The organism is bacterium, assembly GCA_016708315.1.
In the GTDB taxonomy this organism is placed as follows: Bacteria; Zixibacteria; MSB-5A5; order CAIYYT01; family CAIYYT01; genus JADJGC01.
Genome location: JADJGC010000010.1, coordinates 1 through 24,285, shown reverse-complemented (window position 1 = coordinate 24,285; position 24,285 = coordinate 1). Strand labels below are relative to the sequence as shown.

Here is a 24,285-nt window from a genome sequence, read left to right as displayed (position 1 = left end):
ATATGGTCCAAACCGCGAAAAAGCAAGGGAAATTGCTCCTGTTAATGGTCAAGGACACGCATCACAAGGCGGTGCTCCGCCTGAGAAGATGTAACTAATCAGGTATACTGCATCGGATATTGTCACTCCGCCGCTGCAATCGGAATCGGCAATCAAAAGCGGATCCGGCGCAGGTCCGCCGGAGAAAATGTAGTTGATCAGATAGACCGCATCGGAAATTGTCACTGTGCCGCTGGCGTCGGCATCACCGCAGACTCCCTGCGGTTCGGAAATGAGAATTGTCAGTCCCGCAGTGTCTGATTTCTGCGGAGAATCAGAGTCCTTGCAGACGATTGAAAAGAAGTATTGAGCCGGAAATGTCGGTACACCGCTGATTGTTGCGGTTGCAGTATCGAATGTCAGTCCAAACGGCAAGTCGCCACCGAGGAATTGCCAATGGTAAGGCTGAATTCCACCAACAGACTCAAGTGTGGTCGAATACGCTGTGCCGGAGTATCCCTGCGGCAGCGAAGTTGAAATTACGTGAACGCCGAATGGTACAAGCGTCGTTGTGCGCAGAATCCATTGTAGCGGATCAAGCACGATGGCAGTAACGGAGTCTGAGAACGGAAGCGAGTAAGCTTGGAAATCGCCGAAGTTTTCGATGACCGTATCGATTATGCCGGCTGTGGTCGCAATTCGAGTCTTAATCGGCATTTTGAATATCGTTGGAGTCGACTGAATCTGTTCGATAAACAAATCAACGATGTAGTCTCCCAGTCCATCGGGGCGGCACTGCCAGGAGTATTCGTAGTCAGGATGACCTTCGCCGAAAATCCACTCATTGGTGAACCAGGAAATGTCCTCCCCTACTGAGGCGCTGAAAACATCAACGAAATCTTGTGTTGTCGCGGTGCCGTAGCGGAACTCGGAGTTGGCGAAAGCGCGAACACCTTGGAAGAACGCCGAATCGCCATAGACGCCTCGAAGCATGTGCAACACCCAACCGGCTTTGTCATAGGAGAGATTTGAATTGTAGATTTCGGTCTGGTTAAGGTTTTCGACATATATTGAACCGGGTCCCATGAACTTCATAGTCTGCAGGTAACTGTGATAGGCGTTGACACCGGCAGTGGCTTCAAAGAAGAGCGGTTCGGAATAAGTTGCGAAGCCTTCATTGATCCAGATATGATGGAACGTGCGGCAGGTAATCATATCACCCCACCATTGATGACCCGACTCATGGGCGATAACCCAATCGGTGTGGAAGTCGGATGAATACATTGTAAATGTCTGATGCTCCATTGCACCGGACCAACCGAAATCGGCGCAGCCCATTTTTTCATTCATATATGGATAGACCCCATAACGATCGCTGAGAATGGTCAGTGACTGCGGGCCAAATGTCTTGAAGGCGTTCATTGCAACGGTGTTGCCGGGAAGCGAATAGCTGTAGTATGGAATCGAGTCATTGTCGTAGACCCAGGTCTGAATGTCCTTGGTATAGGTGGCGCAACAAAATGCTACCAGATAGGTGCAAATCGGATAACGGTGGCGGAAATGCTCGAGTTTGCGTCCACCGCCAAGGTTGGTGGAGGTAACCAGCATGCCGTTGGTTGCAATGTCATACGTTGAGGGACACTCGATGTACAGGTCGAGTGAGTCGACTTTGTCTTCGGGAAAATCTTTGCAAGGCCACCAGTGGCGTGAGCGAAACGGCGTCGCCTTGGTCCAGCACAGCTGGGTCGAGAATTCGGAGGTAAACGTCAAACCGGCGGAGCCGTCGTAGTACGGGACGCCGTGATAGTAGACAGTCATTTCGAATTCTTGATTCAGGGAGATGGGCACAGGTAGATTGATCGAAAGCAAGTGCGCGGTGTGACTGAAGGTTGAAGATGCGGCTCCGACCTTGACCGAATCAACGGTAAGCTCATTGCGTAAATTGAGATCGACGCGGTTGAGCCCGGCGATTAGCGATTTGATTTGATAGTCGACTGAGGCATCGATAGAGAAGTTGGTGAAATCCAGATCGAGGTGCAGACCGTAGTAGCGCATATCGAAATCGTTCTGATTGCCGTCGACCTTTTCGCCATTAGGGAGGTTCTCAATAATCGCTTCCTGGATACCGTCGGAGTGAATCTTGTAGAAAGCGTGGCGCATCTCCTTGATTTCGGCGATATCTTTTTCGCTGAGGTTGTTCCAGTCGTAAGCGGATAACGAACTGCACAAAAACACGGCGACGATGGTCGCGACTGCAAGTAGCTTCTTCATATTGTGCGCATTTTCCTGTTGGAGTATTTATCGACAGACTATCAGTTTAAAATACGCCCAAAAGGGCGATTCGTCAATCGAGAATCGCCCTAATAGGTGAGTTCCTGCCGCTGGGTTAAGGGCAAGCCGCACAAGGAGCGGCTCCGCCTGAGAAGATATAGGCAATTATATAGACCACATCAGACACGGACACCACGCTGCTGCAGTCGACATCGGCTGCGGACAGCGGCACTGGAGGCAGGCCGCCGGAGAAGATGTAGCTGATTAGGAAAACTGCGTCGGAGATGCTGATGACGCCGTTGCCGTCCATGTCTCCACAGGCTCCGCAGGCATCCCCTACTCCGTTGTTGTCGCCATCTTCCTGGAGCGGATTGGCAGTGTAAGGACAATTGTCAACGGTGCAGGTGTTGGCTGGATATCCGGGATTGCCGAAGCCGTCGCCATCGGTGTCGGTGCAAGTATCACAAGCATCGCCGATGCCGTCGTTGTCGGTATCAGCCTGGTTGACATTCACGACAGTCGGGCAGTTGTCGCAGGAATCGCCGCGCTGGTCGCCATCGAGGTCTTCCTGGAAGGGATTGTAGAATCCGGCGCAGTTATCGACATTGCCGCAGGCGCCGTCGCCATCGGCATCATTGAGCGGATCAAGCGGGCAAAAATCGCAGACATCCCCGACGCCATCGCTGTCGGTATCTTCTTGCAGCGGATTCGGTCCAAAGGGGCAATTATCTACCAGGTCGATAACGCCATCGGCATCGACATCAGGCAGACCAAGGTCATACTCGGCGAGAACGATAGGCATCGCGGGATTGCCGGTGTAGCGCTGGGCGTAGATTTTACCGCGAATTCCGACGTTGAAATGAGTTGTGCGATACTCGGCGACGATTGAATCTCCCAGCGTGCTGATCTGGTATGGGGCAAGCCAATTGGTTCCGGCATCAAAGGACCAGGCAGCAAAGAGCTTGTTGTTCTTGACGTAGACACAACCAACGGTATCGCCGACGATGCCGGTGATGACCGGGAAGTTCTCGGCATCGGGTCCACCGGCAACGACACTTAGTATCGCGATATTGTCGACATCGCCGAGATTTCCGCGTAAGCAGACAATATCGACATTGGCGGTGTCGGCGTCGTCATAAAGCGCGGTGACGACGATGATCTTGCCGCTGTCGACTGACATATCAGGATAGCGGAGGTGTTCGTCATTATTGGTCATTTCGTAAAGAGCGGCGTCGGTAGAGAGCGACCAGTTGTACTGAAAATCTTGACGGAAGAAGAACTTGTACTGGTTGTCGGTTGTGTCGAGGTAATCGTAAACAGTGTATGTCTGGTTGTTCATGGTATCGATGGCAACGGCCGTCGTTTTGCAGTTGGGGAACTGGGCATAGTAACTGCCAAAGGGTAGATTGTTCTGGCGGCCAAACAATGTGGGCACATTTCGGAGCGAATCAACGCCGCCCCGGCTCATGATTGCCGATTCAAAGCCCCAGTTCCAGGCTTGCGCCGGATATGGCGCAGCCGCGACATCGGCCATGATCATTTCTTTCCATCCGAGACCGGCAATGCTGAAGAAGGTCACAGTCCAGCCGGCAGGATTGTTGGGATCGGGAACGTCGGCCAACATAAATGCGCCGCCGTTTTGGAAGGAAGTCGGAGGAACAAAGGTACCGATCATGCGGGTACCGCTATTGAAATTATCTATCGAAGGATAGGAAATGCCAAATAGATCGAGGAAACAGCAACTCGTCCACGAGGTGCCATAGTTCAGGGATCCGTTGATGTAGGTATAGCTGGAGTCGAATGTACCGTTGTAGTATTCGTACATTCGCGCCATAACACCGCTGCCGTTGGAGGCTGTTGAAGGGTGTCGCCATTGCTGGGCTATTAGGTTGGCGTCGCGGTTAGACTCGCGGAGCAGTTCGGCAAACTCGGAGTAACTCAGTTCTTGCTCGGTGGGTGTAAAAGTAACTGGCTTGGCGCTGACCTCGATAATACGGCCATCGGATTTTGAGACTTGCCGTCGAGCAGTCGTATCTGCGACACCAAGTGAACTGAAGATTAAGACGTGGATTGCAACGAGCCCCCCAACCAAAGACCACCCTGCGACCCGCATGCGCAACTCCTTGTTGATACGTTTCATAGTGCCATTTTAGCCGCACGCAAATACCCAAGCAAATGCGCCATGACGGGCAATCACTTTGACGCCGACGAATGTGTACACTAGACCTTGAGTTAATTGGACAATTGAAGTTTAAACGTTAAAACGCGTTCTGTCAATTGACAAATATGTTGCGGAGCAAAAAAGTAAGCAAGATTGGAAACGGCTAAGCCTCTTTCATCCAGCGGAGCATTTCTTTAACGGTAGGTTCTTTACCATACATGAGCATACCGATTCTGAATATCCGACCGGCGAGCTTTCGCATCAGCCAAGTCGAGGCGACGAGAATTAAGATCGAAAGCGCAGTTTCCCAGAAGGGTACTTCGGTGAGCACGATTCGAACCGGTAATACCGCCGGCGAGGTGATGGGCAACTGCCCTAACACCCTTGTCAACAAGGACTCTGGTGATTGGAATGCTATGAGCGCTGCGGCGATAGAAGGCAGCAACGGCAAGAACAGGACTGCCGCACGAGAGGAAGTATTGGGATCATTAATGGTGGCGGCGAAGGCGGCGAGGAAGGTATTCCAGAAAAGGAATCCGCCCAGCGTGATGACGATCAATACGATGATATTGAGCGGATTTGAGAATTCGATCGGGATCGGCAAACCGGAACCGGTCAGGCTCATAACGAGGAAGAACGGGAGTGCGCTGAATACGGTTATCGCGGTGCCGGCGGCGGCATAAGCGGAAACGCCGAGAATTTTGCCATCGATCCACTGCTGGGGTGTGACGGCAGAAATGATCTGCTCGGTAACGCGGAGTTGCTTTTCGCCGGTAATCGCCACCATCTGGCAGGCAAGACTGTTGAATATCCCCATCAGCATCAACATGATCAAAACGCCGGCAGCGATTTTCTCTGCGAGCGAGGACGGACCGCGGCTGAGTTCGTGAAAAGCGATCTGGATGTTCATTGGTTTCATGGCGTCGGTGAGTTGATCTGCTGTGACGTCCATGGCTTCGAGCTTGAGTCGACGGCGTTCGGCATTGAGGATATCCTGCAGTTCCGATTCCCAGCGCGGGCTCTTGGGAACAACGAGATCCGCATCGTCAATACTACGGAGGATTAGCAGGCCGTCGATCTCGCCGGTTCCGACTTGTTCACGAAGATCGGACTCGGTTTGCTGCGGCGAAATGGGAGTCATGACGATTCGTGAATTGCTGAAGTTGAGCTGTGGCAGAATTTCCGGATTGATCAGGACGAGATTGACTTCTGAAGTGTTCTTCTTCTCGAGAAAGTAGCGAGTGCCGGAGATGATGAATCCAAACGCGACAAACAGTAAGAAGGTTATGATCATGCCTTTGAGTTTGAACCAGCGCATGAATTCCCAGCGGCTGATTTCAAGTACCGTGCGGAAATTGCTCATTGCGATTCCTCCGGAATGCTGTCACCGCCTGCGCGAACAGCCTGGACGAAGATGTCGTGCAGGCTGGTGCGTTCGGTGTTGACGCCGAGGATTTCCGTGTGCGCGGCGGCTTCGCGAAGGAAGGAACGCAGATGTTCGCTATTGCGCAGGAAGAACGCATACTCCCCTGCCCCACGGCGTTCGACGCGCTGGACAATTTCCAACGACTCCAGTGCGGTGATTTTTGCAGCAGGATCAAGAGCGAGGATGATCTTTCCGGCGGCTTGTGCTTCCTCGCGAATTTGTGCAAGTGTGCCATAGAGGACCCTGCGGCCGGCATTCATTAGTAAAACGCGATCTGCCAAACGCTCGACCAGGTCCATCTGGTGGGCACAGAGCAGTATCGTCATGCCCTGCTGTCGCAGTTCGCGGATTATGTCGATGAATGCTTCCTGATTGATTGGATCGAGACCGGAGAAGGGTTCATCGAGGACGGCGAAGTCGGGAGTATGAAGAACGGCCGAGATGAATTGCACTTTCTGCTGATTGCCTTTCGAAAGTGTTTCCAACTTGTCATTAGCGCGCTCGCCGAGACCGACGCGGTCGAGCCAAAGCTTTGCCCGTGCGGTTGCATCCTTTCGCGACAATCCTCGCAGAACTCCCATATAGGTCAAGGTTTTGAGGATTGGGATGTCGCGATAGAGGCCACGGTCTTCGGGAAGGTAACCGAGTTTCGCGGATGAAAGAGATTCTGACGTTCCCTGCCGCAATTCAAAGGTAATGTTTCCGGAGTCGGGTTTCATAATGCCGAGCAGCATGCGGATAGTGGTGGTTTTGCCGGCGCCGTTGGGGCCGAGCAATGCGAATATCTCTCCTGCTTTGACAGCAAAGGAGAGATCATCAACAGCTTTTTGACTTGAGAACTGTTTGGCGATGGACTGAACGATGAGGACGTCGTTATTCATGCGCACGGGGAATATATACGCAGGAGCAGAGATGTGGTTACGAAAATCGTACGGCAGTAATCCGAATCGTCACAATTTATCGAGGAGTAACGACTATACTTTGAACCACGGATTCGCCCGCCAGTGTCGAACCGGCAACGTAAATCTCCATGGCATCCAGACCTGCCAAATCAAGAGCCCAAGTCCTCTCTCCCGTCTTGCGTGGAATCGCTCTCTTGAGCATTCCCGAAGAATTGCGTACGACAACATAGAGCTGAGTCGAAAAAGTCTCGGTATTGGCTTTAATGACTATTGTCCCGTCTTTCTGATGAAGTTCCAGTTTCAATTGCTTAGAGGGAACGCTTCCCACGAATGGCTGAAATGCCTCAGCACAAGTCGCGAACTTGAAACTGGTGCCGTTGCGACTTAGCTGCGCAATGACTGTTTCGAGTTTCTGACCAAAAGCAAACCGCAAATTGGAGTACGAGTGTATTGGGATAGACAAGATTGCGTCGGAGCCCGAATCGGCGAAAGCAGAGAGCATTCTAAGTTCGTTTGTTGTGAGATTCTTGAGCAAGGAACGCGAGACAAGTCGTTTCATCTCACCCCTACTCTGGTAATCGGCCATATCCGGATGATAAGGAACTAAAGCAATCGGCGCCCGGGACCAGTCACTTTCGTTGGCACGGCAGCGGGTAGAGTCGTTGGAAAGGGTCTTCAAAGGAGGACTGCTGGATAGATCAAACGGAATGACATTTTCGAGCCAGCGGGAGAACTCATTGTTCTCCCAGACCCAGCCGGCGCGAAAGCTTACAGGAAAAAAACCGCGATCCGCGATTAACTGATTCATTACATTCTCACATAGTTCAACATCAGCGCCGTCGGCATATGTCGTGCCGTCGAACGACACGAGTTGGATCCACGACGAGTCAGATTTGCCCGCTGAAACACACTCGTGCCAATCGGTGTGGTGATAGTGCCAACCGATCTCGTCACCGAATTGCTTCACGTCATTGCTGAAATTCTGCATTGCATCAAATACTGCGAGGCAACCAGCCGCATGGCAAATCAGTTCGCTGGTTACCACAAACCAAGTGAATTTCGGATGTCCGCCAAAACTGTCAGTGAAGTTGGCGCGCCATTCGGGAGACATTACGCGAGCGATAATTTTGGAAGTATCTGGCAGAAAGTTCGAGAGGTCCAGTTCTACTTCTTTACCGATTCCACTCACGTGGAAAGGCTCGGTATCCACAGCAAGGACGACGTATACTATCCCTTTGCGCGCATGATTTGAATCCGGCGCTGTCGAAGCGTCGGAACCAAGGAGTCGAGAGACAAAGAATGTCATTAGTAGAATAATAAGTGTGGTTAGTCGACGCAACGGCCAAGCGCGAGTACTTGCCCAGTCCATGATCCTGCCTTCTGGACTTTCCGATAAGCGCTGCGATGAAACGAGCGATACGATTTCTCATGATTTACGATGTAAGCACAGTGGTGTCAGGCAGTCAGGAGTTCTAAGGGCTCGAAAGCATCAGGCACCGCCGCAGTCCAACGGCGGTGACAGCGCTATAACACTATTATAAGCGATGACATGAAGAATGCAATCCGAATGTTAACGCGAGAGATCTACTAGCGGACACCGTTTTTGAAAGACATTCAATAGGCTCAGGCCTTCTTGGGGATGCAGCCGAGGCTAAGGAAATGAATTCGAATGCGACTATTCGATGCCTTTGATTTCGGTGATTTCTCCGCTCCAATGATTTGAGCCGAATTTGAATTCGACGACTTCGCCGACCTTTTTTCCCATCAGAAGCTTCGCGACCGGAGCGGCGAAGGTAACCATGTCCGGCATCAGATCGAGTTCGTATTCGACCGGACCGACGAGGTTGAAGATGTGGACTACTTTGCTCTTGACGTCGACCACTGTCGCCTGTGTGCCGAAGAGTACCTTCTCCGGTTTGGTGGTGCTGGCATCGATGACTCGCCCCTTGAGATAGCTCTTAAAGCGCTGCATTTTTTCAAGCAGAAGCACTTGGCGTTCCTTGGCTGCGTGGTAGGCGGAGTTTTCTTTGAGATCACCTAATGCCGCGGCCTCGCCAATGTCTTTCGAGTTCCCGTCGATATCCTTCTTAAGGTCGCCGATTTTTTCTGTAAGTATCTTGTGAGTGCTTCGAAGAATAGGAACTTCCATCGTGCTTGATCCTCTGGTTTCTGTTCAGGCCGACAACTGCCAATATTTTATGGACACGAGGCAGGATTGGTTAGTGTTTGCGTCGAAATTCCCGACCGAGATTTTCAAGGGATTCGGGAAATTAACAAAAGCCGGTGAAGGGACTCGAACCCCCGACCAGCTGATTACAAATCAGCTGCTCTACCAACTGAGCTACACCGGCTTAGAATTTGAGCGCGAACGCTTCAATTACGTGTCAAGAAACCTGGGGCGCAACGACTACTCAAGAGAATCCGTTTGTTGCCATCCTGACAGGTTTCGAGCAGGATATCATACAGACTTTCGGGCTTTGGGACAATACGATTTTTGTAAATTTTGGGGACGAAACGCTCGGTGCACAAGCTGGATGTTCGACCAACAGGGCGAAGGCAGGCCCAGCTTTTGCCGGACCTGCACTCTTCCCGCTCCCCTCTTTTGAGCATTCTACTATTTCAGCAACATCATCTTCTTGGTTGCCTCGAAGCCGCGGTGCCGCGATTTCGACTTCGATGACATATCAGCCATGAAAACTGTCAGTTTAGAATCACGCATCGACACTTCAAAGTCGGGGTGACATTAGCCACCTAGACAAGTAGGTATCATTGGAGAGGTTTGTAGAAAATTTCTTGTGAAACTCGGCAGGTTATGGTTCGAGAGGATTTCCGGCAATGGTACGAGGTTTGCCATCGCGGTACTGGGTAATGTAGGTCTTGAGAGTGTCGCACTGTTGTTGTTGAGTGATCTGGGGTATTTGGCCTTCTTGCTTCAACTGCTCAAATGCTCGCGAATAACGGTCGCTGAGACTTACATCGATCAGATTCATTTGGCCATCAAAGTAATAGTCGATACAGCGTGGTCCCATTTCATCGCCCTCGTCGGTCTGAATTTTGTAACGATCCGGGCCATCTCGCCATATCAGAAGACCGCCTTGATAGTCATTCCTGCCATCTTTTTGATTGACTATCGATGGTTTGAAGAGAATGAAGTGCTTTGCATTGCTTGGAATCACAGGATGGAATCTATTGTCACTATCTCGCAATGGCGGAGACACTCCAACTGATGAAGCAGGATCAAGCGCGTACATGCAGACACAACTAAGTCGATTGTGAAAACTATAGAACAGCGCTTCTTCTTTTCCATCCTTGTCAATATCTTCGTACAACTTCAGATCGCCAGTCCCGGGATTGATGTGCCAGCCCATCGGGTTTCCTTTTCGATCCCAGAACCGCACGTAACATCGGGCCGGATTAATCGCATTTACGACGGAGACGATAATCGTGGAACCAATATACTTTTGAATGTGCGGAATAGAGCCTTCGTAGTGCTCCGGAACTCCTGGTGGCAGCGTGTCGGTCGGGAATTCGCGTCTTACACTGCAATCGCGGGTAAACAGAGTGTCGCCATTGTCATCAAACACAAGCATCCAACCGTTTAGGGGATGGTCGGAGCTAATGAGCGGCATATAGACGAGTTCGCTCAGAGAATCGTCATCGAGATTCCCAAACTTCCAGTATGTTGAATCGTCCGTTGCGGGCAATCGCAAGTCGTAGCTCCACACATGTTGGCCGCGTCTATTGACGGCTTCGATTACCGTCCCGTGAGTTATCACGTGCTCTGGATTCCAATCAAACCATGGCCACGCCTTTGGATAGATCACACAGACTAACAAGTAAGCCAGCACCATCAACATCGGAACCTGCACTTTGGCCATGCGCGAGTACTTGACCGCCTGTTTGGCGACGAATTCGCCGATGCAGACTCTTTCCGGGCGGACGACATTGTGGTCGTTTATTGCCGCACTGAGCGAGCTTATCGGGAGTAGCAATAGCTGACGCGCTGGAAACTGGGAGGTTAGCGCATCAAGATGTTGTCTTGCGGTAGCGACATTCTCTGATGGAAGGACGAGATACTTGACGTGGGAGAAAAAGGCGCGTTCGACTTTGGCGTGGATCGTTGCATCATTGACGGAGATGACGTTGCCGTCTTGATCGATGCCACCGGTACAAGCAATTTCGCCGGGCAATAAGTGATCATGACGCAAGGCCTCGGTATGCAACAACTGGGCATAAGCCAAGAGCGCCGCCGCGACACCAAGCGAATCGCCGGTATAGGTCGCGCGTTTGTCCGCCACAGCAAATCGTGCGTGATAGTAGGACGTTCCGAGCCGGGAGTAGCCTTTCGATTTGAGATACCGACGGGTCGCCGCCAGTCCCTGATATGCGACACCGACGATTGGGTCATCGGCGGCACGAAGCTGGTTATCGAACGTGATTTCATCGTTTTGGGCGCTTCGTCCGCGCTCTTCAACTGAACCGCTCAGGACTCGGAGTTTTCCGCGCGATCTTTCGCTTGTGCCATTGTTCTGTACGAACAGGCAATAGACTCGATCAATAGAGACGTACTCGCGCTCAGCCTGCCACTGGTCGAGAATATCTTGAAGAAGTTTCTTGGTTGCTGGAGATGTTTCATCAAAGGCGGCGACGAATACATGAAACGTCTCGAATTCGCTTAATCCGCTGACTGATGATTCGCTCTTCTCAAATGCGACGTTTTCTTGTGTAATCTTGGCGCATGCGGCGAGGCCGGCGTCAAGTTTGCCGACATAGAAGTTCTGCCTGGCGATTTGCATTCTTATGGATTGAATCGATGTCTGTCTGGCGGCGACTTCGACACACAGAGCGTCAAGCTTGGCCAATTCATCCAGCGACAAATCGCTGATGGTGACATCGCTTAGTGCGCTTTCAAGTAGGGCGCGATACTCAGCAACATAACTGGAGTATGCGGGATTGTTGTTTAGCGGTGCGAGTCGCGGCCAGAAGTCAAGAAGTTGCAATAGTGCGCTGTCGCCTGCGTCGTTTGCTAAGACGAGAGTGCGTAAACGTTCAAAAGCTTCCGCGAATTCCACCGGTGAGAACGCCATTTTATTGGTAAATCCGTATTCCGATTTCGGTGTTAGCGTCGACGAGTGCGAATTTCAAGGTATCATTCGGTGTCACGTGTCTTACTTCGGTCCCGCTCTTGGATGTGATGGCTACTCGGGCGTGCTGGTACTGCGCATTGCCGTCGAGAGCAAGGACGCGCACGATGATCTCCTTCCCTTCCGACTTCTCCTGCAGCTTGATGCTGACCTTGTCGCCGCCGGGCGATTCGAGAATGGTGTCAGTTTCGCTCTTGACGCGCTCGGGATTGTACGATAACGAGTCGAGTTGGAAGACTGCCTCTGGGAGTCTGATTTGCCATCTAATCGACGCAAGGTCCTCGACCTGTCGCAATCCGAACTCGACCTTGCCCTGCTTATCGGTCACATAGGTCAATTGTGCATTCGCTGATTCTATTAGAACATGCGACATCTGCGATTCGTCCTGAGCAATCACCTGCAAGTAGTCAACAGCACGTTCGGTATCGCGCATGACTCGAACAACGATGTCCTGCTCCTGCGAGTACCAGGTTGCGAGGTTTTGCAGTACGGGTTCGTTCGCGCGTTCGCCGTCTGCTGCCAAAATGCGCTGACCGGGCAAGGTGTTGCGATGGAATGGCGAGAGGTAAATAATATTGGGTAACGATTTGCCGGCAAATATACTTGAGGCAATCTCCGAGATGTCTTCCGGTCGATAACCCCGGCGGAATCGATTTCGGAGAGCAACAGCTTGTAACGTTCACAATAGGTTTTGCAGAACTCGCACTCGCGAATATGAGCAATAGTCGAGTGGGCGGTTTCCAGCCCTTCGACGAACCGGTTTAGTTCTTCGCGTAATGGGTGCATAATGAGTCCTTTGACCCTCCTCTTATCGAGAGTAGTGTTTCAATCGCCGATTTATCAAAACTTTTTCCTGATTCGATCACCAAATTCTTCGTCGGCATGGCTCAGGATTGTTTCAAAAACGTACTTGTAGCGTTTTAGATAGTGCTTATGCTCGGATTCGGGCATCGATTCTCGAAAATAAGCGGGCAACAAATCGACCTGATTTCCATTGGACTTGTCGGCCAGATACAGCGCGACAGCACCTCCAAAGCATAGACCCGTCTCATGGGAGATCCTCCCCTGCTTGACGAAGCGAGTGATGACCTCGACGCAGATGAACTCGACAACCTCCTCGCGCAGTTTCAACAGCTCCCACGAGAGCAAGAGCTGCTCTGGACCGGGTAACGACGAAGGCGGTATCGCGTCGATTTCGAGATGAGTTCCCGAAATCTTAACGGCTGCCGCGAGAAGCTGATGGCGAGGAATCCCCGGGAGATACTCTTCTCGCAAAGCAAGTAGCGCGAATATTTTCGCACACCACTCTTCGATTGAGCGCGTTGTGACATAAGCTTCTTCAGCAATGAACTCCAGCTTGTCCTGCGGGATGATTGATTTGTCGACCATTTTGACATCCCGGACCTCGGCCAAGCAAATCAAGTTGGCACAGCCGTTGAATGAAATGGATGTGTACTTATCGCTCGATAGTATCTTATTAAGTTGCGTCTTCAAGCCTGCAGCTTCAGGATATTCCTGTTTATTAATGCGATAGAGTTCTTGCCTGACGTAACCGAGAAGCAGTCCCCGGAATTTCGACATCACGAATGTCGGATTTGCCTGTGCAAAGTCCGAGATGCCTTCCTTTGCGAGATAACTGAAAATCACGCCAAACTTCACGCCTTTCTCGACCCGCAGGAAAGTACCGAGTATGTCAATCGCCAAATCGGATTTGTTAGCGAAGGAATTGTGCGGACCAACGGGAAGTCGATATCCACGCCGCTCGAGATATCCTAAGCTTCCGACCACGAACCTTTGGCACATGTGAAAAAACGGCATGAAGGCTTTCAGATCATCGGGCTGCCGAAGAAACAGGGATCAAGACCCGTTCGTCTTCTGTTCCTTGTCGCACTTGTCTCTTCCCATTGTTGCCCGTCCGCTAACCTGCCGTGTGAGAACGTCTGCAAACATGATCGTCTATGATGTAGTCGGTATTAGAGGATTAGTATAAGTGTATTCTGAGAGATTGGCAATTGCTTTGATTGGGGTTCTTGACGGCAGGTTTGGGCAGAGGTCCGTGCAAATTGGCAATGTGTGATAACATTGTTGATGGTTTTATCCCTCGGCGTTGCCAAACCGAGCTAATCGTGCAGAACCGGTGCGAGAATGAGAATAAACAGGAGTGCGATTTTGTGCGCAAATTGAAATCATTGATGACTGTTTAGCAACGTTGCGTGGATGAATCAGCCGGAGATTTGGAACACTGCATTTGATATCCACTTTGCCCTTGACAACGCTATGGGTCGCGGTTATCGTTTAGGTATCAACACATATAACACGTGGGGTGCAAATGAAGAACTACTACTTAGTCGCCACAATCGCCTTGATGGTCGCAGCACTGATTTGCGGTCCTGCTCAGGCCCAAGTAAACAATCCTTCGGATGATTCCATATTGGTTAAGAACGTCAAGATCTGGTATCCCGGCGGGTCCATGGCCGGCAAGATCAAAGCTGAACTGTGGTGGCACCAGCCGGAATATCCTTATTCCCTTCCGACCAGAGGGGTTGCTTTGCATCGATACTGGGGAGATATCGGAACAATTGTCTGCGATTCAATCCGGGGGCTGCAAGTGTCATCTTCGTATACGATAGAATACGCATTCACAATCGACAATTCGCTTGGAAGAATCGACGCCGAGATAGACTTACTTGATGATTCTGCTTACTTCGACTCCGGACACTATCATCTTGCAGACATGTATTTCACAGTAAACTCGTCCGGCCGCTTTATGACTAACGGAGCAAATGTGCAATTCTTCTGCCTGCCACCTTTGGCCTGTATGTGGTGGGGCCGGCACATCCCCAGCGTGAACATCATTGCGGACCCGGGTGATTTCAACGGCGACGGCATAACCAACATTTCAGACTGCGTGTATGGAATCAGGTACATTTTCGAATCGTTCGCCGATCCCCTGCCGTGCGGTGACGCCAATGGTGACTGCGTCACAAATATCAGCGACGTGGTTTATCTGCTGAACTACTTATTCTCCGGCGGACCACAGCCCAGTCCCGGGTGCGAGTTTTGGCGGTGAGGGTAGTGCGGCGATAATGGTGGAAGTGTCAGGAGCGCAGGGCTCCTGACCTACAAAGCTACGGAACTGTACTACCAACTAAGGAAAAGGTATGGACTATAAATGCTCCTGTGGAAAGACTACCACACTAGACGCTCACGAAGAATTGACGACAGAATTCAAATGTCCGCAGTGCGGCATAACCAGCAAACTAAATCAGCGCGGAAATCCCAGTCCTCATCCGAAACCTTGGATAGCGGCACTGCTCGCTGTGCTTTCGCCGGGGTTAGGTCATTTCTATTCAGGTAACATCAAAATCGGGGTTACGCTGATCGGGATCAGTCCCGTGCTCGCATTTGCGAGCTTGCTCCTGAGTTTCTATTGGGATGCTCCCCCTTTCAATATGGTTGTACCGTTGTTGGCCGGTCTCGCTTACTTCATCTTCTCAATCTTTTCCGCAGTAAAGGTGGCGAAGACCTATCACACTTTGGACGAAGCCGAAGCGTATCACGAGTTTCCTCTTCTATCCAGTCATAGCAGTTGGTGGTGCGTTAATGGGTCTCCTGATCGCATCAATCTTTGACAATTTCGAAACTTACAATGTCCCGTCAGTGAGCATGGCAGATACAATAGTGATTGGTGATAAAGTCATCTGCGACGAGTCGGCGTATGATGACAGTGATCCTCAGCGCGGCGATTTGGTCGTCTTCTTCTCGCCCAGCGATAAAACGACAAAATACATCAAGCGATGTGTTGCTATCGGCGGAGATGTTGTACAGTTGGCTGGCAAGAAGTTGTTTGTTAATGGTCAAGAAGTACTCCTGCCGCCGACAGGATTGCACAGAGACCCGGATGTTGATCCGCGGCGCGACGACTTTGGTCCTTACCAAGTTCCCGCAGGAAGCTACTTCATGCTCGGCGATAACCGCGACGATTCGTACGACTCGCGCTACTTTGGGCCAGTTGACAGGAGATTGATCATAGGCAAAGCGGTGCGAGTTTGGTTCAATTTCAAGTTAGGCCGAATCGGGGTGCCGCTGAAGTAGGATTCGAGCTGCGGGTAGAGTAGCTGGCGGGTCTCCGGGAGAGTAAGTTCCTGAGATTGAGATTCGCTCGGCAAGGAGACCCACCCTACGAAGACGATTTGACTGCGTCCGAACCACAGGGGTTCGGACCTACGAGTTATTCCGGTTTCTTCTCTTTCGTGGGATTCAAATTGTAGGCCTTCGACTCACCGCGAGGAATACTGATCCATTGCCACTGCTCGCCACTGGCGATGCGGGCAAGCATTACGATCTGTCCGACATGATATGCCACATGCGCGACCGAACGCGTGAGCGCTTCACTCACCGTTAGCGGGACGCCTCTGATGTTACAGTCCGGCTCAGGTCGGCATCAGTGAGTTTCGCGAGCTCGGCTTGCAGTACGTTCCTGCCCTTGTTCCACCATTCGAGAACCTCCTGCTGACTGTAGTGGTGCTCCTCAAATTCGGCATCGCGATCGCGCCACGGTTTTTCGCCGTCGGTGGTCAGGAAGTCGGTGAAGCGTGAAAGCAGATTGCCGCCGAGATGTCTGACGATCATCGCAATCGAGTTGTACCCTGCTGTCGCGCCGGGCACGCGGTTCATGTCTGCTTCGGATATCTGGTTGAGCGCCTTCTCGCCGATGAGGCGGTAGCGGGTGAATTCGGCGGTGAGGGAGGTTAGCATATTTGGGTCCTATTGGTGTTTGTTACCTGCGAGGAACAATGTCAGGAGCGCGGGGCTCCTGACCTACTATCTGAAAATTTGTATCTGTACTTGAGTTCTGACTGGTACTGCATATTGCACTCGAATGGTATCACCCACTCGAAATTGTTGCATGAAGTCCAGAAGCTGAAATTCTAGTGGCATGACGTTATTAGTCGTATCTTCTTCGCATGAGCCGGTTAGTGGTATGTTTGGATCCGTTCCGATAACCAACGTCTTTGTAGAAACAAAATCTTCCGCCGTCATTCGGACATTGTATTGACCTGCAGAAACTTGCTTGCCATTGTGATCCTTCTGGTCCCAACACGTTTTGATAGAGCCTACTCGACTGGTATCAACCAAGGTTATGACAAAAAGGTCCACTTCTTCGTCATCCGAACAAGACGACGTAACAGACAGTACGGATAGAAGTAAGACGACACTGATAATTGCAGCAACGGAGTATCTTCTGTGCATATCTTATCTCCTTACTGGAATGCTCACCGGGTTATCGATTCGAAGACAACGGGCGCGCAGACCACGACGCTAAAGAGTTTCGTGAGCCTGGGCGAACGCCCTGCAAGCGGGATCTGCGACAGTTAGTCACTACGATAATTCACCGGGCGAGGGAACCGCGCCCCTACAGGAAAAGTGTCAGGAGCGCAGGGCTCCTGACCTACTCCACTAAGGCTAACACAAAAACACTCACTCATTTGATCCAAACAGATGATTGAGTAGTAGCTTGTTGTAACCTCTGGCATACTCATAGTAAAAAACGGCGCGTGACATACTTGACGATTCTTCATAATCATCTGTTGTCCCTTTGATTACTTTGACGAAGTGAGTCTTCGAGTACTTTTCATAAAACTGCGGCACTCCTGGAATCTCAAGTGCATAGCCCATTACTCCAACGAATCTTTCATCACCATTTGCGATTGCTCGCCCAAAGTCGACTTCAAAGTTAGCGTCGTCCAACACTTCGATATATGAATGTTCGATTGGTAATTCCTTAGTCGCGCTCAAAGTAGAGTCTGAAGACGCACCGTCGCGTTGCGCGGAGTTCTTACAACCAGTGAGTATTGCGAAAAGCGCAATTAGTAATGCGGTTGATTTGAGGAACGTGCGTGCATTCATAGACTATACTCCTCTTCAATGAGCGTAGAACGACATATCAGGCAACTTATCAACAGCCTTTTGGCGAGAATGGCAGGCGAGGAGACCTCGCCCCTACTGGTTTTTTCCTCTACAGCTTCTTCTTCAATGAGTTTTGTAGGTCAAGCCGCTCTGGCCCCGCGCGCCTCCTCTGTCATCGCGTCACGCCCCAAGAAGTCGTGAACTACTAAACTACGAACTCTCGCGCCAAGGGTGCGATTGGGCGCAGCGTGCTGCGCCCCTACAGCTTCTTCTTCCAGACAGTGCCCTGCGGGGTGTCTTCGAGGATGATGCCCATCGCCAGAAGCTGGTCGCGGATGGTGTCGGATTTCTTGAAGTCGCGGGCTTTGCGCGCGGCGATTCTTTCGGCAATCAGCTTCTCGACTTCGGCATCGAGCGAGACTTCTTCCTTCTGCAAAATTGCCAGCACCGAATCGAAGCCGTCCATCGTGGCTTTGACCTTGGCGGCGTCATCTGAGGAGATGCCGCCCTCGGCGATCAGGCGATTGATGTCGCGGACGAAATCGAAGATCGCCGCAAGCGACTGCGAGATGTTGAGGTCGTCATCGAGGCCGTCGTTGAATCCGGTTGTAACGCGCTCGATGTACTCGTCGACCTTGCCGGAGGGGACGTCCTTGATGCCGGTGGTGAGGTTGTCGTAGAAGTCGCGGAGGCGCTGAATCGCGGCTTTGGCGCCCTCGAGGCCGTCCATCGTGAAGTTGAGCGATGCGCGGTAACGTGTGGATAACAGCAACGGGCCGATCGCGACGGCCGCATAGCCCTTGTCGAGCACGTCGCGGACGGTGAAGAAATTGCCGAGCGATTTCGACATTTTCTTGCTCTCGACGATGAGATGCGCGCTGTGGAGCCAGTAGTTGACGAATTTCTTGCCGGTGGTGGCCTCGGACTGCGCGATTTCGTTTTCGTGGTGCGGGAACATGTTGTCGACGCCGCCGGTGTGGATGTCGAACGACTCGCCGAGATATTTCATCGACATCGCGGAGCACTCCAGATGCCAGCCGGGACGGCCCTTGCCGACTTCGGTTTCCCAGAACACATCGCCGTCTTTTTCGTCCCAGCCCTTCCATAGTGCGAAATCGGAGACTTGCTCTTTCTCGTATTCATCGGAGGCGACGCGCTGTGAGGCGCCTGCCTGTAACTGCGACAAATCCATGTGCGACAGTTTGCCGTATTCGCTGAATTTGGCGATGGAGAAATAGATGTCGCTGCCGGCGCGGTAGGCGACGCCTTTATCGAGCAGTGACTTGACGATTGCGACCATTTCGGGGATATGCGTCGTCGCCGCCGGATAGTGTTCAGCGCGCTCGATGCGCAGTGCGTCGATGTCGTCGAAAAACGCCTTTATATATTCCGCAGTGTACTCGTCGAGGCTGACACCCTTGGCGATTGAGCCTTTGATGGTCTTGTCGTCGATGTCGGTGAGGTTCATCACCTGCGTGACTTTGTAGCCGCGATATTTGAGATAGCGCCGCAGCAAGTCCTCGAACATGTAGGTGCGGAAATTGCCGATGTGGGCAAAGTTGTAGACAGTCGGTCCGCAAGTATACAGACGGACCTCACCGGGATTGAGCGGTTTGAATTCTTCGAGTTGGCGCGACATCGTGTTGAAAAATTTCAGCGGCATTTGGTCTCCAAAAAGTATTGCCCTCACGGTTCGATCGCGGCAGGCGTGGACGACTGCCGCGCATGTTGTCATTCCCGCGAAATCGGGAATCCAGGTTAGGCGCTTACATCCGTCGGTGATGCTGGACACCTGCGGCACCGCGTTTGCGGAAACGCAGAACAAGAATCTACACCCCCCTCTCCCCCTTGCTAGGGGGATTAACGAGCCCTCGGTTCGATCGCGGCGGCGTGGACGACTGCCGCGCACAAGTGGGGTCTGACGTTCCCTCAACTGCAAGCGCCCTCACCCCCAACCTCTCTCCCGCAAGGCGGGACCGGCCGGCGAGGGGGAGGAAGCAAAGTTGAATCACGCTTGCGTGAACGACTTGACGGTTTTTTCGTCGAGTTTCTTCATCAGTTCGACGACGAGCTTGACCGAGGCCTCGTAATCGCTGCGCGCCATAATGGCATTGTGGCCGTGAATGTAACGCACGGCCGGTCCGATCACGATCGACGGCACGCCAACGCGACATGTGGATGCGAGTGCCATCGGTGGTGCCGCCCGCATTGACGACAGGTGATATTTGATCTTCAGCTTGTCGGCGGTCGCCTGTACAAAGTGACGAAGCTTGACATTCGGAATAATGCCACCGTCAAACACCAGGATCGAAGGTCCGCTGCCGACTTTTTCGTTGGCATCGCCGGAAAATCCGGGCGTGTCGCGGGCAATACCGGTGTCGAGCACAATCGCCAGATCCGGATCGATCATCCACGCCGAAGTTCCGGCGCCACGACAGCCGACTTCTTCTTGCACCGAGCCGACGCTATAGAGCGTGTTGGGGTGCTTGACTTTTTCGAGACGCCACATGACTTCGATGGCGGCGGCACAGCCGAAGCGGTTGTCGATGGCCTTCGCCATGTACATATCTTTTTCGGCCATGATCGTAAATTTTGAGTCGGGGACAATGACATCGCCGACCGAGATGCCGAGTTTCTTCTTGACGTCGTACTTCCCTTTCACGCCGACGTCGATGTACATATCGGTGATTTCGATGACTTTCTTACGGGCTTCCGGTTCGAGAAGATGCGGAGGTGTTGAGCCGACGACGCCGAGAATGGGACCCTTCTTGCCGAGCACCATCACGCGTTGTGCCAGCGCGACATGACCCCACCAACCGCCCAACGGGAGAAATTTGAGGAAGCCGTTGGCCGAGATCTCGGTTACCATGAAACCAATTTCGTCGAGATGGCCGACGACCATGATTTTCGGCGAGGCGGATGTGCCTTTGCGTTCGGCGATGATCGAGCCCATTTTGTCGAACGATACTTTGCCCAGTTTGCCGATGTGTTTCTTGAATATTTCGGCGACAGCGCTTTCATGTCCGGGAGGACCGTAGGCGTTAGTGAGTTCTTCGAGTAACAATTCGGTTCTGTCCACAGTTTACCTCCGTGGTTAAAATCACTATCCTCTTTTGCGCTCCCTGAACATCAGGGATAGAGCAAACGATAATAATATTGAGTACGGTTTTCAAGGGATTCGTTGCCTGAAGAGTGACGAGTAAGTGAGGAAGAATACAACCCCTAACCCCCTTTGCTAAGGGGGAATAACTAAACGTGCTCTGGAGAAGAGATGCTAGGTCAATTGATGTAACGAGTCGTTCAATTCTCCCCTATCAAGGGGAGTGGTTTTGCGGTCGAGGAACGAGAGCGCACAACCGAGGGGTGCCTTGTAATCCGCAGTCAGAAGATTGATTCATTGCGGGAACGGACACACCCCGTCCCGCGTCCTCCTTTGTCGGACACGGGACACCCCTCTCGAGAGAGGGGAATCAACAAAATAGGCGGATCGTGATTTACTCAGAAACAGGTCGATGATTATTGAGCAAATTACACACGCTCACCCTACCCTCTCTCCCGCAAGGCGGGACCTGGTCAGCCAGTGGGAGAGGAAAAATCACTTCGGGCGCATTCACGCGACTCTACGATTTTTTTAGCGACAACTCGATGATCTTGGAGAGCAGTTGCTCGAACGACATGCCGGCGGCTTTGGCGGCTTTGGGGACAAGCGAGGTCGCGGTCATGCCGGGAAGCGTGTTGACTTCGAGACAGAACAATTCGTTGTCGGGATTGAGGCGGAAATCGACGCGCGTAGCCTTCACAGCCGAGCACTTGAAACGCGGTTAAGGCGAATTCCTTGGCGTCTTTTTCGACGGCGGAATCGATTTCGGCAGGACAGAAATAGTCGGAAGCACCGGACGTGTATTTTGAGTGATAGTCGTAGAAACCGGACTTGGGGACGATTTCGACGACGGGCAGAGCCTCTTCGCCGAGGATTGCCACAGTCAATTCGCGGCCCGGGATGAATTCTTCGACGAGAATATTCAGGTCGTACTTTCCGGCGAGGCGGATGCCATCAAGCAATTGGTCGTAGTTGTGCGCGATGGTCAATCCGACCGTCGAGCCTTCGCAATTCGGTTTGACCACCATCGGGTATTCGAGATCATCAGCGCCTCCACTGCCGAGATACTTGAAAATCGAGTGCTCATCGCCAAAACAGACCGTGCGCGGCGAAGGCACACCGACGGCGCTAAGAATGAGTTTGGTTCGTTGTTTGTCCATCGCCAATGCGGAAGCCAGCACACCAGAGCCGGTGTACGGAACTTTGGCGAGATCGAACATCGCCTGCAGTGTGCCATTTTCTCCGAGGCCGCCGTGGAGCGCTATGAAAACGCAGTCGCAGTCACGCATCGAGGCGGGAATCGATAGGTCGTATTTCTGGCGCGGTGCAATTTCACCGGTTGGCAATGACTCGGTTGTCGGCGCACCCAACAGGTCGTGGCCATCTTTGGTGTCGATCATTGCGACATCATGGCCGATGGTCTTGAGTGCGGCGGCGATGGCTTTGCCGGTATTGAGCGAAACCTCGCGCTCTTTTGACTCGCCCCGGCCAGAACTAATATCTTCAAGTCGTTTCTCCTCGTTTACGGCGCACAATAATCTTGTAAATGATAAACCCCACCACAAGCAAAACTACGGCGATGATGATCTGATTGTAGGTTGCAAGTATTCGGTCAATGACCGCCCAGTCCTGACGGAGCCGCTTGGCAAGAAAGAGTACCAGAAAATTCCAGGTGATGGTCGAGATGGTGCTGTAGATCAACATCCGCCACGCCGGGACACGGCCGATACCGGCCAATAGCGCGATCAAAGCCCGCACACCGGTCAGCCAGCGCGAGGCGAGCAGGACTTTGTCGTGATATTTTTCAAACCACTGTTCGACATGGTCGAGGCGTTTGACGCCCAGCCAGCGCGCGCGGTGGCTTGACAAGACCACGCGGCCCTGAGTGCGACCAACGTAGTACAATCCCATCACGGAGATCAGCGTGCCGACAATCGACAGGATGTAGATGGTCGTCCACGAGGCGTTGCCGCCGGCGGCATAAACGCCGCAGATGAAAATGCAGGTGTCGCCGGGAAATGGTGGAAAGAAATTTTCGATGATCATCGAGACGAGTACGAACATGTAGATCCAGATGGCGCTGTGACCCGCGACCATGTTGAGGATTTCGTCGGCTTTGGAGAAAAAGACTTCCACTATTTCTCCACTAACACCACAGCCATCGCCGCGATGCCCTCTTCGCGACCGGTGAATCCAAGCTTCTCGGAAGTCGTTGCCTTGAGCGAAATCGCATCAAGCGCCACTCCGGCGGCGGCGGCGATATTGGCGCGAATTTGCTCCGGAGTATGGCGCGATCTTGGGACGCTCGCAAACGATGGTCATGTCAGCGTTGACCAAATTCCAGCCGTCGTTGTTCAGCATCTCCATCACACGCAGTAGCAGTTTCATGGATGAAATGTCCTTGAATTGCGGTTCGCCGGGCGGAAAATGAATTCCGATATCGCCCTTGGCGACGGCGCCGAGAAGCGCATCGCACAACGCGTGCAACAATACATCGGCATCCGAGTGGCCGAGCAAGCCGAGTGGATGTTCGATTCGTTCACCGCCGAGGAAGAGCGCGCCCTTCGGCGAAGCGATGGACATCATAACCGCAACCGATTCTAATCATGGGGTGCAATTAAAGGAATTGCAATGCGGTTGGGAATGGAAATTGTGGGGAATGAAGCCCTCACTCCCGATAGGATCGGGATCGTTGACCTGCCCTCTCCCAAAGGGAGAGGGAAGAAGACCTTTCTTGTTGTGGGTTCGACTTCAGTCGAACATCTCTCCTTGAGCCGGTAGTTGTAGGGCAGGTCTCATTGCCGAAACTTCGTGATGGGCGAATCAACTCGCTGTGAGACCTGCCGGTTGACGATGATGATTGAATTGGCAGGTCTCCGTTGAGATGCTCCCCAATTCCAAACGCCTCCGATAAGGAGACCTGCCCTACCGCCTATGATCTCTTGCCATACTTCTTGAGTCGCCAGGAGAATCTCCTTTTCCATGTAAGAGGCTCCTGCCCTTTCAGGCGAATCTCGTTTACTTCGCCCAATCGTTCTTCAGCAGATGAGTCAAATACGCTTTTGTCCAGCTTGCCGCACAGATACGTCCAGATCTTATCTTCTTCCGCGAAATACTCGAGGTCGATGCACTTTGGATCGACTTCGTCTCTTAACCAAAGCGATATTCGACCCTGGCGAATGTCCCTTTGTTCGTATTGAACTCTCTCTATCTCATCATATTTCCATTCTTTCGCAAGGCAGAACAGATTCTGTCCAAAGAGAACACCACCAATAAACGAGTTATCACAAAAAATGACTCGATACGCTGCCAGATAGATGAGAAAGATCAACAATCCAATCGCAAGGACCGAAATGGCATGGCTCTCCAGCCGCTTACGAGCCCCTCTTTAT

General features: G+C 52.1%; 18 protein-coding genes, 1 tRNA gene and 3 pseudogenes. 3 read left to right on the top strand and 19 right to left on the bottom strand.

From position 1 onward, the window contains the following. Nucleotides 1–48 precede the first annotated feature (48 nt). From IPH59_09600 to IPH59_09555, 10 genes are all read right to left on the bottom strand, one after another. Entirely contained in the window at nt 49–2,250 is a 2,202-nt protein-coding gene (locus IPH59_09600) for a hypothetical protein (GenBank protein ID MBK7091955.1), read from the bottom strand. 115 nt (nt 2,251–2,365) lie between these two features. After that, on the bottom strand, nt 2,366–4,390 hold the full coding sequence (locus IPH59_09595; protein MBK7091954.1) for a thrombospondin type 3 repeat-containing protein: 2,025 nt from the start codon (nt 4,388–4,390) through the stop codon (nt 2,366–2,368). A 184-nt stretch (nt 4,391–4,574) separates the two neighbouring features. Then, nucleotides 4,575–5,774: an ABC transporter permease gene (locus IPH59_09590; protein ID MBK7091953.1), complete on the bottom strand. Its 1,200-nt coding sequence runs from the start codon at nt 5,772–5,774 to the stop codon at nt 4,575–4,577. Further along, nucleotides 5,771–6,718 carry an ATP-binding cassette domain-containing protein gene (locus IPH59_09585; protein ID MBK7091952.1) on the bottom strand — a complete coding sequence of 316 codons (948 nt, stop codon included), beginning with the start codon at nt 6,716–6,718 and terminating at the stop codon, nt 5,771–5,773. The genes IPH59_09590 and IPH59_09585 overlap by 4 nt, the downstream gene beginning before the upstream one ends. 76 nt (nt 6,719–6,794) lie before the next feature. Next, a complete protein-coding gene (locus IPH59_09580; protein MBK7091951.1) occupies nt 6,795–8,108 on the bottom strand; it encodes a hypothetical protein in 1,314 nt (437 codons plus the stop codon). A 306-nt stretch (nt 8,109–8,414) separates the two neighbouring features. Next, nucleotides 8,415–8,888 carry a GreA/GreB family elongation factor gene (locus IPH59_09575; protein MBK7091950.1) on the bottom strand — a complete coding sequence of 158 codons (474 nt, stop codon included), beginning with the start codon at nt 8,886–8,888 and terminating at the stop codon, nt 8,415–8,417. Nucleotides 8,889–9,017: 129 nt separating this feature from the next. Continuing rightward, nucleotides 9,018–9,090, bottom strand: a tRNA-Thr gene (locus IPH59_09570). 459 nt (nt 9,091–9,549) lie between these two features. After that, on the bottom strand, nt 9,550–11,826 hold the full coding sequence (locus IPH59_09565; protein MBK7091949.1) for a hypothetical protein: 2,277 nt from the start codon (nt 11,824–11,826) through the stop codon (nt 9,550–9,552). 1 nt (nt 11,827) lies between these two features. Then, nucleotides 11,828–12,406, bottom strand: a complete 579-nt coding sequence (locus tag IPH59_09560) for a hypothetical protein (protein ID MBK7091948.1) — start codon at nt 12,404–12,406, stop codon at nt 11,828–11,830. A 317-nt stretch (nt 12,407–12,723) separates the two neighbouring features. Beyond that, a complete protein-coding gene (locus tag IPH59_09555) occupies nt 12,724–13,701 on the bottom strand; it encodes a hypothetical protein (protein MBK7091947.1) in 978 nt (325 codons plus the stop codon). Nucleotides 13,702–14,212: 511 nt separating this feature from the next. Here IPH59_09555 and IPH59_09550 point away from each other — a divergent pair. The 3 genes from IPH59_09550 (at nt 14,213) to lepB (ending at nt 15,978) form a co-directional block, all read left to right on the top strand. Further along, entirely contained in the window at nt 14,213–14,953 is a 741-nt protein-coding gene (locus IPH59_09550; GenBank protein MBK7091946.1) for a dockerin type I repeat-containing protein, read from the top strand. Between the two features lie 91 nt (nt 14,954–15,044). Beyond that, nucleotides 15,045–15,515 (top strand): hypothetical protein, encoded by a 471-nt coding sequence (locus IPH59_09545; protein MBK7091945.1) that lies wholly within the window; start codon nt 15,045–15,047, stop codon nt 15,513–15,515. Then, complete coding sequence (gene lepB / locus IPH59_09540; GenBank protein MBK7091944.1) at nt 15,487–15,978, top strand: signal peptidase I; 492 nt, start codon at nt 15,487–15,489, stop codon at nt 15,976–15,978. Before IPH59_09545 ends, lepB begins: the two co-directional genes overlap by 29 nt. A 136-nt stretch (nt 15,979–16,114) precedes the next feature. Here lepB and IPH59_09535 read toward each other — a convergent pair. From IPH59_09535 to IPH59_09495, 9 genes and pseudogenes are all read right to left on the bottom strand, one after another. Continuing rightward, a pseudogene (locus IPH59_09535) lies at nt 16,115–16,641 on the bottom strand (DUF1572 family protein). Between the two features lie 66 nt (nt 16,642–16,707). Beyond that, nucleotides 16,708–17,136, bottom strand: coding sequence for a hypothetical protein (locus IPH59_09530; GenBank protein ID MBK7091943.1), 429 nt, complete (start codon nt 17,134–17,136; stop codon nt 16,708–16,710). Between the two features lie 228 nt (nt 17,137–17,364). Then, nucleotides 17,365–17,793 (bottom strand): hypothetical protein, encoded by a 429-nt coding sequence (locus IPH59_09525; GenBank protein MBK7091942.1) that lies wholly within the window; start codon nt 17,791–17,793, stop codon nt 17,365–17,367. Nucleotides 17,794–18,052: 259 nt separating this feature from the next. Further along, a complete protein-coding gene (locus IPH59_09520) occupies nt 18,053–19,456 on the bottom strand; it encodes a cysteine--tRNA ligase (protein ID MBK7091941.1) in 1,404 nt (467 codons plus the stop codon). A gap of 345 nt (nt 19,457–19,801) precedes the next feature. After that, entirely contained in the window at nt 19,802–20,872 is a 1,071-nt protein-coding gene (locus IPH59_09515) for a M42 family metallopeptidase (GenBank protein ID MBK7091940.1), read from the bottom strand. Nucleotides 20,873–21,413: 541 nt separating this feature from the next. Continuing rightward, nucleotides 21,414–22,293: pseudogene (locus IPH59_09510) on the bottom strand (D-alanine--D-alanine ligase). A gap of 103 nt (nt 22,294–22,396) precedes the next feature. After that, nucleotides 22,397–23,029, bottom strand: a complete 633-nt coding sequence (locus tag IPH59_09505; GenBank protein MBK7091939.1) for a DedA family protein — start codon at nt 23,027–23,029, stop codon at nt 22,397–22,399. Next, a pseudogene (locus IPH59_09500) lies at nt 23,029–23,501 on the bottom strand (2-C-methyl-D-erythritol 2,4-cyclodiphosphate synthase). Before IPH59_09500 ends, IPH59_09505 begins: the two are co-directional and overlap by 1 nt. A 324-nt stretch (nt 23,502–23,825) precedes the next feature. Next, nucleotides 23,826–24,227, bottom strand: a complete 402-nt coding sequence (locus IPH59_09495; GenBank protein ID MBK7091938.1) for a hypothetical protein — start codon at nt 24,225–24,227, stop codon at nt 23,826–23,828. Nucleotides 24,228–24,285 lie beyond the last annotated feature (58 nt).